Source organism: Streptomyces sp. NBC_00669, from assembly GCF_036226785.1.
Classification (GTDB): Bacteria; Actinomycetota; Actinomycetes; order Streptomycetales; family Streptomycetaceae; genus Actinacidiphila.
Genome location: NZ_CP109018.1, coordinates 3,312,041 through 3,327,685, shown reverse-complemented (window position 1 = coordinate 3,327,685; position 15,645 = coordinate 3,312,041). Strand labels below are relative to the sequence as shown.

Genomic DNA, 15,645 nt, shown 5'->3' with positions numbered 1-15,645 from the left:
AGCGACCTGCCGCAGGGACCCGGCCCGCAGACCCGACCCAGAGAGAAGGACACCGATCATGCCCAGTGCCGTCATCATCACCGGTCCCGGCTTCCAGGACCACGACGTCGTCTACACCTACTACCGGCTCATGGAGGAGGGCTGGACGGTGGACGTGGCCACCAAGAACGGCGCCCACGTGGTCGGCAAGTACGGTATCCCGCTGCCGATGGACAAGACCGCCAAGCCGCTGGTCTCCTTTGACCAGCTCGACGCGGACACCTACGACGCGGTGATCCTCACCGGCGGCCACGAAGCCCCGGACCGCGTCCGCCAGGACGCGCACGTGCTGGAGTTCCTGCGCACCATGGACGCCCGGCAGAAGGTCGTCGCCGGTCTGTGCCACGGCCCGTGGATCATGGTCTCCGCCGGTGTCCTCAAGGGGCGCAGGGCCTGCGCCTACATCGGGCTGCGCGACGACGTGATCAACGCCGGCGCGGACGTCGTCGACTCCGACGTGATCGTGGACGGCCACATCATCACCTGCTCGTACTACGCCTACGTGGGCAAGTTCATGCAACTGGTCTTCGAGACCGTCGCCAAGAACCAGGTGGCGGCGGCCTGAGTTCCGGGCCCCCGCCGCCTCGCACGGGGACGGGCGTCTCCCACCCCGGTCCGGCGCCCGCCCCCGTGCACCCTCTGGTACCGCGTCGGCGCTTGCCGTGACGGGTGGGCAGGAAACCCGCCGGCGCCGACTCCCGCGGCTCCGACCGGTGGAACCGGTGCACGAACCGCCCATGCACCGCGTCCAACCCACCAGCCCACGACCCGACCCCGGCAGCACCCCCGTGAAAACCCCGACACCCGACCTGCCCGCCCGTCACGGCACACACCGTTGCGGTACTAGGAGACACCGTGCTGATACTCGACTTCGACGGCGTCATCGCCGACGCGTTCACCGAGTGCGCCCTCGTGACGTACTACGCCGACCACGACCCCGACACCGTGGCGGACAAGCCGATCGACGAACTGGTCGCCGCGCTGCCGGCCGGGTTCCTGGCCCGCTTCCGCACCGTGCGCGGCTACGCCCGCATCCTTGGCGACTTCATGACCGCCCGTGAGACCGCCGCCGAGAGCATCCGCGGGGTCGAGGACTACGACCTCCTGCTGACGGGTATCCCGCCCACGAAGCTGGCCGGACTCGTCAGGGGCGCGACCGCGGTCCGCTCCGCGCTTCGCGCGCGGCAGAAGGACGCCTGGCTGGACATGCACACCGTCTACCCCGGCGTGGACCGACTGCTGCGCCGTCACCAGGGCAGGGGCACCTCGATCGTGACGGCCAAGGACGCGGCGAGCGTGTGGGAGATCCTGGCCCACCACCAGTTGGAGAACACCGTGGTGCAGGTCGTCGGCGAGTGCTCCGACAAACGCGCGGCCGTACGGGAGATCGCCCTCAGCGACGGACTCCCGTCCTCCGCCGTGACGTTCATCGACGACCACATCACCAACGCCCTGGCCGTCCGCGACACCGGCGCCACCAGCCTGTGGGCCTGGTGGGGCTACCACACGCCCGACCACGTCGAGCAGGCCATCAGCCGCAGGCAGCGGCGCGTGTACCTGCCCGAACTGACCACCCTGACCGCCTGATCCCCGTAACCAGAAGGACATTCGCCATGCCCAAGGTACTGTTCGCACTCACCTCGCACGGCCGGCTGGGCGACACCGGTCGCAACACCGGCTTCTACGTGCCCGAGGTCGCCCACCCGGCCCGGGTCTTCCAGGACGCCGGCTGGGACATCGCCTTCGTCTCCGTCGCCGGCGGGAAGCCGCCACGCGACGGGATCAAGCCCGATGACACCGTGACCGCGGAGTTCCTGGCGGCCAACGGCGACGCCCTGTCCGACACGCCGTCGGCCGACGCGCTCAGCGCCCGCGACTACCAGGCCGTCTACTTCGCCGGCGGCCACGGCACCATGTGGGACTTCCCCCACGCGACCGTCCTCACCCGGCTCGCCGCGGAGATCTACGAGCACGGCGGGATCGTCGGCGCCGTCTGCCACGGGCCGGCCGGCCTGGTCAACCTCACCCTCTCGGACGGCTCCCACCTGGTGGAGGGCAAGCAGGTCTCGGCGTTCACCAACGAGGAGGAGGAGGCCGTCGGCCTGACCGGTGTCGTTCCGTTCGCGCTGGAGTCGGCCCTGGTCGACAAGGGCGCGAAGTTCACCAAGACGGACAACTTCGCCGAGCACGCCGTCGCCGACGGCCGGCTCGTCACCGGGCAGAACCCGGCCAGCGCGGCCAAGGTGGCGGAGCTGATCCTGGAGCAGTTCGGCGCCTGACCGCATCCGAACCCACCGGCAGGCGGAGACCTGCGCCCCGTCGTGACGGCCGGGGCGCGCGGGTCCCGCCTGCCGGTGCCGTTTCCGCGCCCGCTTCCCGGCTCCGGTTCTGCCCTCCCGGCTCCGCGACCGAGCCTCCCGAAACCCTCCGAACCACGTCATCGGGATCTCTGATAACGATTGATGCCGCCCAGAATGATTGATTTTATCGAATAGCACTCAGAACGAAGGTGAAACACATGCATGTCGCCGTGGACATCGCACGCATCAGCATGGTCGGTCATTCCGTCGCAGAGGGGTCGGACACGTGCAACTGGGTTGGCTGCAGACGTTTATCGCTGTTTACCATACCGGCTCCTTCACGAAGGCGGCACAGAAACTCGGCATCACCCAGCCGGCCGTTACGCAGCATATCCGGGGACTGGAAAGCAAGTTCGGCAAACCGCTTTTCGACCGCACCCCGCAGGGCGCCGTTCCCACCTCCGAGGGAATGGCCCTGGCCTACGAGGTGCAGGCCCCCATGGCCAACCTCGACGCGGCCATCTGCCGGCACTTCGACACCAGCCCCAGCAGCAGACCGGTGCGCCTCGGCGGCCCCGCCGAACTGGTGACCGCGAGGCTCATGGCCTCGATCAGCGAACTCATCGCGTCCGGCCTGGACATCCGGATCAGCTTCCGGGAAGCGCCCGACCTCCTCGAAGACCTCAGGACCGGCCACATGGACATGGTCGTCTCCACCGTCCAGCCGCGGATGCGCGGGGTGGACTCGGTGGCGCTCATCGACGAGGAACTCGCCCTGCTGGCATCGCCCCAGGTCGCCGAGACCATCCCCTCCGGTGCCCTGGCGGTCGACGGGCCGCGAGCGCTGGAGAAGTTGCCGATCATCGCCTACGGCGAGACGTTCCCCATCATCGACCACTACTGGCGCAGCGTCTTCGACGCCCCGCCGCCGCGGGTGCCGTCGGCGGTCGTCCCCGACCTCCGCGCCGTCATCGCGGCGGTCTGCTCGTCCGCGGGCATCTCGGTCATCCCCACGTATCTGTGCGCCGACGAACTGGCGGCGGGCCTGCTGGTACCGCTCTGGGAGCCGGACATCCCCCCGCTCAACACGTACCACCTCGCCACACGGCACGGAGCCCTCGCCGATCCGCGCCTGGCCCGGCTCCACGACCACCTGGTGGCCGCGGCCCGGAACTGGGAGCTGAACCCGGAACCGCTGGCCCCCGGGCGGATGTCGGGCCGGACGTAGCGCGCCCCGCTCCGGGGATGCGACAGGAATCGCGCTCCGGGTCGTCTCTGACTTGCGGAGGGCCGGCCCCGGCTGGTCAGGCCGGGGCCGTGCCGTAAGTCGTCGGGGGGTGGTGTCGGATGAGCGCTACGGGAGCCGTGAGGCTGGAGGGTTGGCGGGCAGGAAGAGGGCCACGCCGAGGGTGGTGACCACCAGCACGGCGGCCCCGACGACCAGGCTGATCCGCATCCCCGTCATGAAGTGGGCGGAGTCGGCGATCAGCGCACCGAGCAGGGCGACTCCGATCGCGCCGCCGAACTGCCGGGCGGCGCTGAGTACTCCGGATGCGAGGCCGGCCCGCTCGTGCGGCACCGACTCCAGCATCACCGACGTCAGCGGCGGGATCGCGAGTCCGCCGCCGATGCCGAGCGGCACCAGCAGGGCCAGCAGCACGGGGGTCGGGGTGTCCTGACGGACGAGGAGCAGGCCCAGGATGCCGGCTGTCTGGATGACCTGACCGAGGATCAGCGGGAGGCGCGGCCCGTACCGGTTGGTCAGCTTGCCGGCGAGCAGGTTGACCAGGGTGGTGAAGGCCGTCATCGGGATGAACATCAGTCCCGCGGTGAGCGCCGAGGCTCCGCGGTGCTCCTGGAAGAAGATCGTGAAGACGAAGACCAGGCCGTAGTAGCCGAAGTTCAGGGCCAGACCCGCGCTGGTGCAGACAGCCACCGAGGGGATGCGGAACAACGTCAGCGGCACGGCGGGATCACTCTGCCGGGACTCGACCAGGAGGAACGCGGTGCCGGCGAGTACGGCGAGCAGGAAGCCGCCGATCGTCGTCGGGCTCGTCCACCCGCCCGACCCTCCGGTGATGACGGCGAACACCAGGGCCGCCAGGGCGATGACGGCGGTGACCTGGCCGGCCGGGTCCATCGGGGAGCGTCCGCGAGGGGAGCGGGGCGCCCGGAGCATGCCGACGAGCGCGAAGACGCCGACCGGCAGGTTGACGAAGAAGATCCACCGCCAGCCGAGCCCGGTGGTGAGCGCGCCGCCGACGACCGGGCCGGCCGCGACCGCCACACCACCACCCGCGGTCCACAGGGCGATTCCGCGAGCGCGCTGGGCCGGGGAGTCGTACGCCTGGCGCACCAGGGCGAGCGAGGCCGGCATCATCACAGCGGCTCCGGCGCCCTGAATCGCCCGCGCGGCGATGAGCACAGTGAGGTTGGGCGCCAGCCCGCACAGCGCGGACATCAGGGTGAAGACGGACAGCCCGATCGTGAAGGCGCGGCTCGCGCCGATCCGGTCGGAGATGGCACCGGCCGACAGGAGCAGGGCCGCGAAGAGCAGGGTGTACGCGGTGACCACCCACTGCAGTGCGGAGACCTGGCCGTCCCACTGCTGCCCGATGCTCGGCAGGGCGACGTTGACCACGGTGGTGTCCAGCGTGATGACGAAGAAGGCCAGGCAGGCAACCAGCACCGTGGACCGGAGACCCAGGCCCGGCCGGTTGTCGGCTGCCGCGGGGCCGGACGCGGCACTACCCTTCAGGTCGGCCGCGGGCTGCCTGCTCGCAGGGGTCCCTCCCAAGTGCGCAGGCGGCGAGGCGAGTCGGTGGAAGTCGCCGGTCTCTTCGGTCCCTCCACCGGGGAGCGCCGCTCCCTCGTCGCGCAGGTCACCGTTGCGGTTCATGGACTTTCCTTCCAGGTCTTTCCGGTGCTCGGTGTGTTGCGCATTGCGGTGTGCGGGTGCGGGGACGGGCGCCGTTGCGGGTGCGTGGGCCGGTGACGGTGCGGGGGCCGGTGTGGAGGCCGAGCCGCCTGGGCTGGGCGCCGCCCCCTCACTCCCCGTCGAAGTCGGTGCCCCGGCTGACCGCGTCCCAGGCCGCCGCCTCCTCGCCGGCGGCCTTCGACTGGGCGGCGATGGCGTCGGCGGCGTCGTTGCCGAGGGCCAGTCGCAGCGGGGTCCGCTCGGCGGCCAACGCGGTCAGGATCGCCGCGGCGGCCTTCTCGGGGTCGCCGGGCTGCTTGCCGTCGCTGTCCGGGAGACCGGCGCGGACCGGGCCGACCGTCTCCGCGTACGCGTCCAGGGGCGCCGACTGCTGGAGCGCACCGCCGCCGGCGAACCCGGTCCGGAACGCCCCCGGCTCCACGATGAGCACCTTGATCCCGTGCGGGGCGACTTCCAGGGCCAGCGCCTCGGACAGCCCCTCCAGAGCGAACTTGGTGGCCGAGTAGGCGCCGACCCCGGGGAAGGAGAACCGGCCGCCCATGCTGCTCATCTGCACGACGGCGCCCGAGCCCTGCCGGCGCATGTGCGGGAGCACGGCGCGGGTGAGCGCGGCCGGGCCGAAGAAGTGCAGGGCCATCAGGTCGCGCAGTTCGCGGTCGGTGGTTTCCTCGACGGCGCCGAGATGTCCGCGGCCGGCGTTGTTGACCAGTACGTCGATCCGCCCGTACCAGAGGATCACCTCGGCGACGACGGCGGTGATGCGGGCCGGGTCGGTGACGTCGAGGGCGACGGGGACGACACGGCCGGGGTGCGCGGCGGCGAGTTCGTCGAGGGATTCGGGGCGGCGGACGGCGGCCACCACGGTGTCGCCGGCGGCGAGCGCCACCCGCGTGATCGCCTGCCCGAAACCGGAGTTGGCGCCGGTGATCAGCCAGACCTTGCCGGTCGCGGAGCGGGTGCCGGTGTCGGCGGCGGTGTCGGCGGCGGAGTCAGCAGCGGTGCGGGCGTTGTCGCTCATCGGGATCTCCAGGGTGGTTCCGGAAGCCGACCGGGCGCCGGCCGGCGAACACGGCCGAGGTGGTGTCCCGGCGTGCGTCTCCATTACGGCCCCCGCCCGGCCCCGCCGTCCAAGACAGAGATCGACACGATCCATAAGGAGCGTTTATCGCCGCTGGTTATGCTCTCGCCCATGGACTTGCGGCAGTTGAGCTATCTCGTGGCGATCGCCGAGGAGGGGAACCTCGGCCGGGCCGCGGCGCGGCTGTACGTGAGCCAGCCGGCCCTGTCGTCCGCGCTGCGGAAGCTGGAGGCAGAACTCGGCGTCCTCCTCTTCGAGCGGCACTCCGGCGGCGTGAACCAGACCCCTGCCGGGCGCGACGTGGTGACCGAGGCACGCCGGACCCTGCGCCAGGCGGACCGCGTCCTCGCCGTGGCGGAACGCCACCGCTGCCAGGAGAAGGCGGTGCTTCGGGTCGGCTTCGAGGCAAGCGGCGCAGGCGAGTTGACCACCCGGGCCCGGGCCGAGTTCGCCCGCCGCAATCCGGGCGTCCGGGTGGAGCCGAAGCGCTTCGACTGGGGCCAGGAGGCGGCCGCCCTGCGCGACGGCCGGGTGGACGTCGCCTTCGTCTGGCTGCCCACCGACCTCACCGACCTGCACACCGAGGTGGTCCACACCGAACCCCGGGTCGTCGGCCTGCCCGCCGGGCACCCGCTGGCGGGACGTACGGGCATCGGCATCCTGGAGGTCAAGGACGAGCCGCTGCTGTGGACGGAGCGGGCGCCGCGCGAGTGGGTCGACTGGTGGGCGGTGAACCCCAGACCGGACGGCTCCGCACCGCGATGGGGTCCGAAGAACGACAACGTCGAGGAGATGCTGGAGCAGGTCGCCGAGGGCACCGCGGTCTGCTTCGCCCCGGCGAACATGGCGCTGTACTACGCCCGCCCCGACCTGTCCTGGGTCCCGCTCACCGACGTCGAACCCCTGAGGGTCGCCCTGGCCTGGTGCAAGGGCTCGAACAGCCCCCTCGTACGGGGCTTCGCCGAGGTGGTACGCGAACTCGCCGCCGCTCTGTAGCAGGCGTCAACGCACGCCGCCACCACGGAAATACCTGGCCGGGGCCCTGATCGGCGGGTGGCGCCTCCCGTTCTGACGGCCGTGGACGTCGCGTGGCGTCGGCCGCGCGGGAGTACGACGCAGGGTCGTCGCCGGCTGCACCGGTCCAGGCCGGACCCGCGCCCGTCCGGCCCGGACCCGCGCCCGTCCGGCCCGGACCCGGACCCCCGCTCCGTGCGCACCCGCGCGTCCCCGTCGGCCCCGTCCGCGCTCCCGCTCCGTGCGCACCCGCGCGTCCCCGCCGGCCCCGTCCGCGCCCCCCGCCGCGCGCGTCCGCGCCCCCGCCGGCCCCGTCCCCACCCCCGACCTGCCCTGATCCACCCCGCCCGCACCCACCCGGGGATTGACAGCGCCGCCGCCCCGACTTAAATTTGCGACTAAATTTACTTGCCGAAGTTACTACTAGTCGCCAACGGAAGGGGGTTGGGAAGCGTGTCCACCACCGTCCCCACCTCGCCTCGCGGTCTGTCACGCACGGCGGTGCTGGCACTGCTGGGGCGGAGCGGGCCGCTGAGCCGCGTGGAGATCGCCCGCCGGCTCGACCTCAGCCAGGCCACGGTCACCCAGATCACCAAACGCCTGCTCCTGGAGGGCCTGATCGCCGAGGCGGGCTCGGTGCCCTCGGTCGGCGGCCGGCCGGCCATACGGCTCGCCGTGGTGGCCGACGCGGGGCGCGCCGTGGGAATCAAGGTCGCCCCCGACCACGTCACCCTGGTGCACGTCACCCTGGACGGCACGGTCAGCGGTGCCCTCACCCACCCCTTCGACGCGGTCGACGACGACGCCGCCGATCGGCTCATCGCCCTCCTGGGGCCCGAGCTGACGCAGCCCGCGGAGAAGCCACGGCTGCTGGGCGTGGGAGTGGGCGTCCCCGGCCGGGTCGATCCGGCCGGGATCGTCGACTCGCCGACCCTCGGCTGGCATGCGGTGCCGCTGGGCCGGACGCTGTCACGGGCACTGGGGCTGCCGGTCCTGGTGGACAACGACGTGAACACCGTGGGCGCCGCCCAACTCCTGTACGGGCACGGGCGGGGCCGGGACGACTTCCTGGTGCTCACCCTGGGTCACGGCGTCGGTCTCGCCGTGGTCGAGCGGGGCGCGGTGCGGCGCGGCACCACCGGCGCCGCGGGTGAGATCGGGCACGTTCCGGTGACCGACAACGGGCGGCTGTGCCAGTGCGGCAACCGCGGCTGCCTGGAGGCGTACCTCGGCTTCGCGGGACTGCTGCGTACCGCCGTCGAGCACGACCTGCTCGAACCCGGCGACCGGCCGGAGTCGCTGATGGCCCTGGCCGAGGCGGGGGAGAGCGCGGCGCTGGAACTGCTGCGCGGAGCCGGCCGGCTGCTCGGGCGCACCCTCGCGGGCGTCGCCAACGTGCTGGACCCGGGCGCGGTCGTCGTCACCGGGGAGGGCGCGGCCTTCTGGCCGTACCTGCGGGACGGATTCGAGCCGGCCCTGCGCGGCCACCTCTTCCGCCCCACGAACGGGCTGACCGTGATCACCGACGACTGGAACGACCAGGCGTGGGCGCGCGGCGCCGCCGCCGTCGTGCTGTCCGCGCCGTTCGGCGGCGACGCCCCCGGCGAGGGACCCGCGGAAGCGGTCCGAGCCCGGATGGGCATGGTCGGCGGCGGGGCGTCATGAACACCCTGCGCGGTCCCCGCAAGGCGGCCCTGCTGGCGCTGCTGCTGGCTCCGAGCCTCGTGCTCATCCTGGCGTTCGTGCTGGGCCCGATGTTCGGCTCGCTGTGGATCAGCCTCCACGACTGGAACCTGCTCAAGCCGATGCGCTGGACGGGGCTGGCGAACTACCGGGACGTGCTGCGCGACCCGGCCACCTGGAAGGCGTTCCGCCACACCCTCCTCTACGTCGTCGGGTATCTGCCCCTGGTCTACGTCGGCGGGCTGCTCATCGCGCTGGGCCTGAACCGGGCGATGCGCGGCCGCAACCTGCTGCGCGGGATCTACTTCCTTCCCGTGGTGACCAGTTGGGTCGTGGTGGCCCTGGTCTGGAAGTGGATTCTCAACCCGGAGTCCGGCGCCTTCAACACGGTGCTCGGCTGGTTCGGCATCCACGGCCCCGGCTGGTGGACCGACCCGGACTGGGCGATGGCCTCGGTCGTCCTGGCCTCGGCCTGGAAGGACCTGGGCTTCGTGATGGTGATCCTGCTGGCCGGGCTCCAGGCGATCCCGCAGGCCGTCCACGAGGCGGCGATGATCGACGGCGCCGGCTCCTGGCACCGGTTCCGGTACGTCACCTTCCCGCTGCTGGCGCCGTCGACGCTGTTCGTGGTGATGATCTCCGTGATCAACGGCTTCCAGGTGTTCGACCAGGTCTTCGTGATGACCGGCGGCGGACCCGCCGGCGCCACCACGACCGTGGTCTCCGCGGTGTACGACGACTCCTTCCGCTACGGGCGGATCGGCTATGCCAGCGCCCTGAGCTGGGTGCTGTTCGTCGTCATCCTGCTCGTCTCGCTGGCCCAGAGCCGGCTGCAGCGAAAGGTGGTGGACGCCCAGTGACCGCGACGACCCCCCGGGTGCGCCCGCACGATCTGGTGGAACCCGAGCCGAGCGCGTCCCGCGGGGCACGTCGCCGCTCCGGCGCGGCCCGGATCGGGGTGAGCGCCGTCCTGGTCGTCGGCGCGCTGTGCATGCTCTTCCCGTTCGCCTGGATGGTGCTCACCGCGTTCCAGCCGGACGGCTCCCTCGGGTCCGCGCCTTCGCTCCGCCATCTGACCGGCGGCAACTTCGGCACGCTGACCTCGGCCATGCCGTTCTGGCGCATCCTGGGCAACTCGCTGTGGATCTCGGTGCTCTCCACCGCCGTCCAGCTCGCGACCAGCACGCTGGCCGGGTACGCCTTCGCGCGCTTCCACTTCCGCGGTCGTGACGCCCTGTTCATGATCTACCTGGCGACCATGATGATCCCGCAGCAGGTGCTGCTGGTCCCGCTGTTCGTGGAGATGAAGCAGCTGGGCCTGATCGACACCTACGCCGGGATTCTGCTGCCCGGCCTGGCCTCCGCCTTCGGCACCTTCCTGATCCGCCAGGCGATGCTCTCCGTCCCCCGTGAGCTGGAGGAGGCCGCGCTGGTGGACGGCGCGGGCCATCTGCGCATCCTGTGGACGGTGGTGCTGCCGCTGGTGCGCCCCGCGCTGGCGACCTTCACCGTGTTCGGGTTCATGGCCTCCTGGAACAACTTCCTGTGGCCGCTGGTGGTCACCCGCTCCCCGGAGCTCTACACCCTGCCGCTCGGGCTGTCCGCGCTTCAGGGCCAGTTCACCACCCACTGGAACGTGGTGATGGCGGGCTCGGTGGTCAGCGTGATCCCGATGCTGCTGATCTACCTGGTCGCGCAGAAACACGTGGTGCGTTCGATCGCCACCACCGGACTGAAGTAGGCAGGCCCCGATGAGTATTCCCGCCCCGCGCCGGGCCGTACGCCGGCTGCTGCGCCCGGCCGCGCTCCTGACCGCCGTCGTCGCCCTGGTGGCCGGCTGCGCGCACGGTTCGGTGACCCGTACCACGACCGGGGACGGCCGGCGGATCGTGCACTACATGACGTTCACCGCCGCGCCCGACCACCTCAAGGACCTGGCACGGCTGGCGAAGTCCTTCGAGCGGTCCCATCCGGGCATCGACGTCCAGGTCCAGAGCGCGCCGTTCGACCAGTACTTCACCCAGTTGCAGACGAGTGCCGCCGGTGGCACCGCCCCGGACGTCTTCGAGCTCAACCAGGACGAGTTCGCCTCCTTCGCGGACTCCGGAGCCCTCGCCGACCTCGACTCCCGGGTCCGCGCCGACGCGGTGGCCGGCCACTTCTCCGCGTCCTCGCTGGCCGGCTTCCGCTACGACGGCCGGCAGTACGGCCTGCCGTCCAGCTTCTCCACCGAACTCCTCTTCTACAACAAGAAGCTCTTCGACGCGGCGGGCGTGGCCTATCCCACCGCGGACTGGACCTGGCAGGACGAGCAGCGGGCCGCACGGAAGATCGCCGCCCTCGGCCACGGCGTCTTCGGCGACTACCAGAACACCACCTACCTGGAGTTCACCAAGGCCCTGGCGCAGAACGGCGGCAGCTTCCTGTCCGAGGACGGCACCCGGGTCGCCTTCGACAGCCCGCAAGGCATCGCCGCCGCACGGTGGTTGACCGGCAAGGTCGGCAGCACCATGCCCACCCAGGCGCAGATGGGCGGCAGCACCGACTACGACACCAGGCTCTTCGAGGAGGGGAAGCTCGGCATCTGGCACAGCGGCTCCTGGTTCTTCCCCAACCTCGCCGCCGTCCACGGCCTGAGCTGGGACGTCGTCCAGGAACCCGCGGCGAGCACCGCCACCCCGGCCGAGTCGGTCTTCCAGAACTCCCTCGCGATGTCGAGCCAGTCGAAGAACGCCGACGCCGCCTGGCAGTGGATGCGCTACCTGACGACCTCCCAGGAAGTCGCCAAGCTGCGCATCGACACCTCCTGGGAGCTTTCCCCGGCGACGGGCGCGAGCCTGCGGAAGAGCTACCTGGCGCAGACGCCGCCGACCAACCGCGCCGCCGTCTTCGAGGCGCTGAAGCACGTGGCGCCCTCCCCCCAACTGGTCCACCAGGCGCAGATCGCGGACATCGTCACCAACGAACTCCAGGCCGTCACGACCGGTTCGGCGACCGTCGAGAAGGCCCTCGCCACGGCAGCCCGCCAGGTCCAGCCACTGCTGTCGCACGACGACTGAGCCCCGTACCGCCGCACCTCCGTACCGCCCCCCACCTCCGCACTGCCCGCACCTCCGTACCACCCGTACTCCAGGAGAGACCCCGTGCCCGACCCGCACGCCCCCGACCATTCCGCTCTGCTGCGCCGCAGCATCGAGGTGATCACCGGCAATCAGCACCCCTCCGGCGCCTACCCGGCCTGCCCGGAGTACGAGGTGTACCGCTACTCCTGGCTGCGCGACGGCTCGTTCGTCGCCGAGGCGGCATCCCGGGCGGGGGCGGCCGGCAGCGCGGACGCCTTCCACCGCTGGAGCGCGAAGGTCCTCACCGACCGGTCCGCGCGCATCGAGAAGCTCGTCGCCGCGGTGCGCCGCGGCGAGCAGCCGGCCGAGGGCGACCGCCTGCCGACGCGCTACACCCTCGAAGGCGAGGACACCGGCGAGGTGGGCTGGTGGGACTTCCAACTCGACGGCTACGGAACGTGGTTGTGGGCGCTGACCGAGCATCTCGCCCGGCACCAAGGGGATCACGCGCCGTACCGCGAGGCGGTCCGGCTCACCATCGGCTACCTGGCCGCCAGTTGGGCGACGCCCTGCTACGACTGGTGGGAGGAGTACGCCGACCAGGTGCACGGGGCCACCCTGGGCGCGATCCGCGGCGGCCTGCACGCGGTGCGCGCGTCGGGAATGGCGGCCTCGGTCGGCCTGGACGACGTGTGCGCCGACACCGTCGACGCCATCGACGCGATGATCGAGGAACGCGGCCTGTTCGACGGCCACCTGGCCAAGTGGCTGGGCAGCAAGCAGGTCGACGGCAGCCTGCTGGCGTGCCTCACCCCGTTCGGCAACGTCCCGCTCGACGGGCCCGTCGCCCGCGCCACCGTGCACGCCGTGGAACTCGACATCGCCCAACCCGGCGGCGGCGTCTACCGCTACCTGGGCGACACCTTCTACGGCGGCGGCCAGTGGCCGGTGCTCGCCGGCTTCCTCGGCTGGCACTACGCGCGCACGGGCCGCAGGGACGACGCCCTGCGCGAGCTGGACTGGATCGCGGCCCAGGCCACCGCCGAGCACCTGCTGCCCGAACAGGCCCCCGGCGTAAGGCTCCAGGCGCCGCGCCGGCTGCCCGAATGGGAAGAGCGCTGGGGGCCCAACGCCACCCCGCTGCTCTGGTCCCACGCCATGTACCTGATCCTCGCCGACGAACTGGGAGTCACCCCGTGATCCGCCACCGCCCGCACGGCTCAGGCCACCCCTACCAGCCCACCGACGACCAGCGTGTCCCCGCCACCCCGCTGGCCGGACAGGGGTTCGAGGTGCGGGCCTCCACCGGCCCGCAGGTCACCGCCGTGGTCTGCGAATGGCTGACGGAGGACCGTGCCCTGCTGCTGACCGCCGCCGTGGAGAGCGGCGAGGAGCAGGGCGCCGCGCCGGTCGGCGACTCAGGCGGCGACAGCGACAGCCACCTCGCCGCGGCCGCCTCCGGCGCCGCGCGCCAGGACCGCAAACGGTGGGTGGCCCGCCCGGAGCCGCTGGCCGAGGGCGCGTCCGCGCGCTACCGGTTCGTCGCCACGCACGCGGACGGGCGTACGCACAGGACGAGTTGGTACAGCGTCAGCCCCGCCGTCTGGCACGAGGGCGCCACCGGGCTCACCGTCACCGGGGCCGCCGCGAGCCGCCTGGTCGAGGGCAGCACCCGCACGCTGACCGCGGGCGACGGCACCCCGCTGCGGGTCCGCTTCGCGCTGCGACTGGCGCCCGCCGAGCACGTGGTGGGCTTCGGCGAGCGCTACGACGCGGTGGACCAGCGCGGCCGCTCCCTGGACGCGCAGGTCTTCGAGCAGTACAAGGGCCAGGGCTTCACCAGCCGCAGCTACCTGCCGATGCCCTTTGCCATGGTCGTCGGCGGCGACGGGTGGGGCTTCCACGTCCGCACCTCACGCCGCACCTGGTACGACGTCGGCGCCGCAGAAGGCGACCGGCTGTGGATCGAGGCCGAAGTGGGCCCGGACGGCGTGCTCGACACCGCCGGCTACGCCGGCCGCGCCGACCAGGTGCTCGGCGCCTTCCTCGACGAGACCGGCCGCCCCGAACGGCTCCCCGACTGGGTGTTCGGCCTGTGGGCCAGCGGCAACGAGTGGAACACCCAGGCCCGGGTGATGGCCGAGATGGACACCCACCGCGAACTGGACATCCCGGTGCGGGCCCTGGTCATCGAGGCGTGGAGCGACGAGTCCACCTTCACCGCCTTCCGTGACGCCCGCTACGACGTGCACGAGGACGGTTCGCCGCACCGGCTGGCCGACTTCGCCTTCCCCGCGGAGGGCGCCTGGCCGGACCCCAAGGGCATGGTCGACGAGCTCCACGCGCGCGGCATCAGCGTGCTGCTCTGGCAGATCCCGCTGATGAAGATGCGCCCGCACCCGACCGGCCAGGCCGCCGCCGACGCGCGCGCGATGATCGAGAACGGCTACGGCGTCCTGGAGGAGAACGGCGCGCGCCCCTACCGCAACCGCGGGTGGTGGTTCCCGCTCGCCCTGATGCCGGATCTGACCGATCCGCGGGCCCGCGCGTGGTGGCTGTCGAAGCGCCGGTACCTGGTCGACGAGATCGGCGTCGACGGCTTCAAGACGGACGGCGGCGAGCACGCCTGGGGCGCCGACCTGCACTACGCCGACGGCACGGCGGGCGACGCGGGCAACAACCGCTACCCGGTCGAATACCCGCGCGCCTACGGGGAGTTGCTGAAGGAGTGCGGCAAGGCGCCGGTCACCTTCAGCCGCGCCGGCTTCACCGGTTCGCAGACCGCCGGCGCCTTCTGGGCCGGCGACGAGGACTCCACCTGGGCCGCCTACCGGCACTCGGTCAACGCCGGAATCACCGCCTCCGCGTGCGGCATCCTCTACTGGGGCTGGGACCTGGCCGGCTTCTCCGGTGACGTTCCGGACGCCGAACTCTATCTGCGGGCCACGGAGTTCTCCACGTTCGTCCCGATCATGCAGTACCACTCCGAGTTCAACCACCACCGCCTGCCGCTGCGTGACCGCACCCCGTGGAACATCGCCGAACGCTCCGGCGATCCGCGGGTGCTGGAGGTCTTCCGCCGCTACGCCAAGCTGCGCGAGCGCCTGGTCCCCTACCTCGTCGCGGAGACCGAGGCGGGGCTCGCCGAGAACAAGCCGCTGATGCGGGGACTGTTCTTCGACCACGCCGACGACCCGGCCATCTGGGATCACCAGGACCAGTTCCTCCTCGGGTCCGCGCTGCTGGTCGCCCCGGTCACCGAGCCCGGTGCCACCGGTCGCAGCGTCTACCTGCCGGCCGGCGACTGGGTCGACGTGTGGACCGGCGAGCCCGTCACCGGCGGCGGAGTCATCGAGCGGCACGCGCCGTTGGGCACCATCCCGGTCTTCGCGACCGCCGCCCGCTGGCCGGACCTCGGCCCCCTGTTCGCCGAGCCGGCCTGACAGCTCCCGCCGTCAGGCCCATCGCCGGTGGGAGCTCACACCTTGAGGACTTCCACGGTGGGGCCGCACAGGCGAGCCAGGTCCTCGG

The 15,645-nt window shown here is 71.8% G+C and carries 13 protein-coding genes; 11 read left to right on the top strand and 2 right to left on the bottom strand.

The annotated features are described in order from the left end of the window. The first annotated feature begins 58 nt into the window (after positions 1–58). The 4 genes from OG896_RS13370 (at position 59) to OG896_RS13355 (ending at position 3,567) form a co-directional block, all read left to right on the top strand. Positions 59–604, top strand: coding sequence for a DJ-1/PfpI family protein (locus OG896_RS13370; RefSeq protein ID WP_329365317.1), 546 nt, complete (start codon positions 59–61; stop codon positions 602–604). A 290-nt stretch (positions 605–894) separates the two neighbouring features. Beyond that, positions 895–1,626: an HAD family hydrolase gene (locus tag OG896_RS13365; protein WP_329365315.1), complete on the top strand. Its 732-nt coding sequence runs from the start codon at positions 895–897 to the stop codon at positions 1,624–1,626. 26 nt (positions 1,627–1,652) lie between these two features. Continuing rightward, the gene (locus OG896_RS13360; protein ID WP_329365314.1) at positions 1,653–2,318 is read left to right on the top strand and encodes a type 1 glutamine amidotransferase domain-containing protein; all 666 of its coding nucleotides are present in this window, start codon (positions 1,653–1,655) and stop codon (positions 2,316–2,318) included. Positions 2,319–2,625: 307 nt separating this feature from the next. Continuing rightward, the gene (locus tag OG896_RS13355) at positions 2,626–3,567 is read left to right on the top strand and encodes a LysR family transcriptional regulator (protein ID WP_329365312.1); all 942 of its coding nucleotides are present in this window, start codon (positions 2,626–2,628) and stop codon (positions 3,565–3,567) included. A gap of 126 nt (positions 3,568–3,693) precedes the next feature. Here OG896_RS13355 and OG896_RS13350 read toward each other — a convergent pair whose 3' ends face one another. Beyond that, positions 3,694–5,238 carry an MFS transporter gene (locus OG896_RS13350; RefSeq protein ID WP_329365310.1) on the bottom strand — a complete coding sequence of 515 codons (1,545 nt, stop codon included), beginning with the start codon at positions 5,236–5,238 and terminating at the stop codon, positions 3,694–3,696. 148 nt (positions 5,239–5,386) lie between these two features. Further along, the gene (locus tag OG896_RS13345) at positions 5,387–6,295 is read right to left on the bottom strand and encodes an oxidoreductase (RefSeq protein WP_329365309.1); all 909 of its coding nucleotides are present in this window, start codon (positions 6,293–6,295) and stop codon (positions 5,387–5,389) included. A gap of 171 nt (positions 6,296–6,466) precedes the next feature. Between OG896_RS13345 and OG896_RS13340 the strand changes: the two genes are divergently transcribed. The 7 genes from OG896_RS13340 (at position 6,467) to OG896_RS13310 (ending at position 15,557) form a co-directional block, all read left to right on the top strand. After that, a complete protein-coding gene (locus OG896_RS13340; protein WP_329365308.1) occupies positions 6,467–7,351 on the top strand; it encodes a LysR family transcriptional regulator in 885 nt (294 codons plus the stop codon). 471 nt (positions 7,352–7,822) lie between these two features. After that, positions 7,823–9,034: an ROK family transcriptional regulator gene (locus tag OG896_RS13335; protein WP_329365306.1), complete on the top strand. Its 1,212-nt coding sequence runs from the start codon at positions 7,823–7,825 to the stop codon at positions 9,032–9,034. Beyond that, positions 9,031–9,912: a carbohydrate ABC transporter permease gene (locus tag OG896_RS13330; RefSeq protein WP_329365304.1), complete on the top strand. Its 882-nt coding sequence runs from the start codon at positions 9,031–9,033 to the stop codon at positions 9,910–9,912. Before OG896_RS13335 ends, OG896_RS13330 begins: the two co-directional genes overlap by 4 nt. Then, positions 9,909–10,793, top strand: a complete 885-nt coding sequence (locus OG896_RS13325) for a carbohydrate ABC transporter permease (RefSeq protein ID WP_329365302.1) — start codon at positions 9,909–9,911, stop codon at positions 10,791–10,793. The genes OG896_RS13330 and OG896_RS13325 overlap by 4 nt, the downstream gene beginning before the upstream one ends. A gap of 10 nt (positions 10,794–10,803) precedes the next feature. Further along, entirely contained in the window at positions 10,804–12,111 is a 1,308-nt protein-coding gene (locus OG896_RS13320) for an ABC transporter substrate-binding protein (protein ID WP_329365299.1), read from the top strand. A gap of 84 nt (positions 12,112–12,195) precedes the next feature. Further along, complete coding sequence (locus OG896_RS13315; protein WP_329365297.1) at positions 12,196–13,314, top strand: glycoside hydrolase family 15 protein; 1,119 nt, start codon at positions 12,196–12,198, stop codon at positions 13,312–13,314. Continuing rightward, positions 13,311–15,557: a glycoside hydrolase family 31 protein gene (locus OG896_RS13310; protein ID WP_329365295.1), complete on the top strand. Its 2,247-nt coding sequence runs from the start codon at positions 13,311–13,313 to the stop codon at positions 15,555–15,557. Before OG896_RS13315 ends, OG896_RS13310 begins: the two co-directional genes overlap by 4 nt. Positions 15,558–15,645 lie beyond the last annotated feature (88 nt).